Below are 1,854 nucleotides of genomic sequence, written 5' to 3'. Positions count from 1 at the left end.
GTGATGTCGCGTTATACGAAATGGATTGTACTCATTATACTCTTATTAGCGCTTGATTTTTCACGTATTATGGATGCGTTTGTAAGTATTTTTACACAAAAACCAAATATCCGACTCTAAACATACTCTGAGACGCGCGAAATTCTTTAGAAAATGGTTTCTTAATTTTGCTCGTCTCATGGAGACTATCAATAATAGCTTTACACATTTAAAACTGTTATTTTCACAGAATTGGACATATCAAATTTCTCTCCAAAATAGCTAAAAACACTGCAGAGGTAATTGTAAAAATTCTATCCTGTTATAAATGAAGCCCACTGTTCCAAGAGAACATGTCGTTGTTCTAAAAAATCCGTTCGCATATAAGCTTTTGTCACTGAACTCCCAACTGAATGGGCAAGAACAGTTTCGGCAATCTCGAACGGTGTTGACGTTGTCTCTGCTATCCAATCCCGTAAACTTGAACGAAAACCATGGGGACGATAAGTCAAACCACAAACTGTCATATATTTTGCCATGGTGGCATCAGAAATGGGGTTACCTTTAAGACCAGAAAAGAGAAAACCATTCTTTTCAAAGGGGAGAGTTTTTTCAATAACTCTCAAAGCTTCACCACTTAGTGGCACGCGAAAGTCTGAAACTTTCCCTACAATACCTTTCATGTTTTCTTTTGGTATCGTCCATATATTTTTATCAATTTGTTCAAGGCGCAAATAGCGCAATGGATATGACCGTGCTCCCGTCAAAATGAGTAACTTCAGTGCTAAATTTGAAAGGATCTTATCATCCAAGCTTTGATAAAATGCCGGAACCTCTTGCCATGGCATAGCAGGAATATTTGTTGATGTCGCACGTGGTTTTCCTAAAAGAGCGCGTGCCTTCATACAAGCCTGTAGATCAACATCTAAACCAAGAGCCGCTGCATATTTCAAACAAATATTGATACGGTTAAGTGCTTTTCGCGCTGTGTCTGCTTTTTCATGCCAAAGGGGTGAGAGAACATTGCGGATGATATTGGCTGTTAATTTTTCTATAGGTAATTTGCCTATGTGTGGAATCACGTGCAACTCTAGAGGAGAAAACCAGCGGCCGTTTTTACCTTCATTTTTCAACTCTGCTTTTTTGCTTTCAAAAGCCGCTTTTGCAATTTCTTGAAAAATATTGCTTTGCTGTTTTAAAATAGTCTGTTCTCGAAAGACAATAGGATCATTGCCTTCTTTAAGAATATCACTATAATATCTTGTAAGCTCACGCGCTTCTTTTAAAGAGAGTTTTGTAACAGGACCAAGTCCCATTTCACGGCGCTTATTGTGGTGCGTATAGCGAAAAAACCAAGAGCGTGTATTGTCTTTTCGAACATTCAACCACAACCCTGCCCCGTCACAATATTTACCCTGCGGAGACGTCTTTACGAATGATGCTGATAACCGATGAATCGCCCTCACTTAACGTCCCCTCTCGTCCACCTTTTCAAGCATTGCTCGTCCACCTTTTTGGGTCCACCTTTTAGACCACCTTTAATTTCTGATTTGAGATTTTTTCTTTAATACTTACTTTTTTTATTGAATCATAAAAAGCTATAGACATCAATACGCCCTTACACATCTTTATACACTTTGAATCTTGTTGCTAAGCCCCTGCTTGCCGCGTCTGGGCACCACACTCTTCTTTGTTGTATGTAACCTATTTTTTTATTGACTTTTAAGTTAATGATGCCTGAGTAAAGTTAAGGGAATAGGGTTTCTAACATTTGTCTATAAAGCACGCTTCACACAATAACAATATATTGATTTATAATGATAATTTACTGTTTTGTATATTGAATTAGAGTCTCGAATAACGTAGGATTCTCTC

At 38.0% G+C, this 1,854-nt stretch carries 1 protein-coding gene; it reads right to left on the bottom strand.

The features are described 5' to 3' along the window. Positions 1-293: 293 nt before the first annotated feature. A complete protein-coding gene (locus tag ACFILL_RS09110; RefSeq protein WP_375631814.1) occupies positions 294-1,445 on the bottom strand; it encodes a tyrosine-type recombinase/integrase in 1,152 nt (383 codons plus the stop codon). Positions 1,446-1,854 lie beyond the last annotated feature (409 nt).

It is taken from the genome of Bartonella sp. AP20NXHL, assembly GCF_042196165.1.
Classification (GTDB): Bacteria; Pseudomonadota; Alphaproteobacteria; order Rhizobiales; family Rhizobiaceae; genus Bartonella.
Note: the sequence above shows the minus strand (reverse complement) of the source record. Positions and strands in the feature narration are given on the sequence as shown.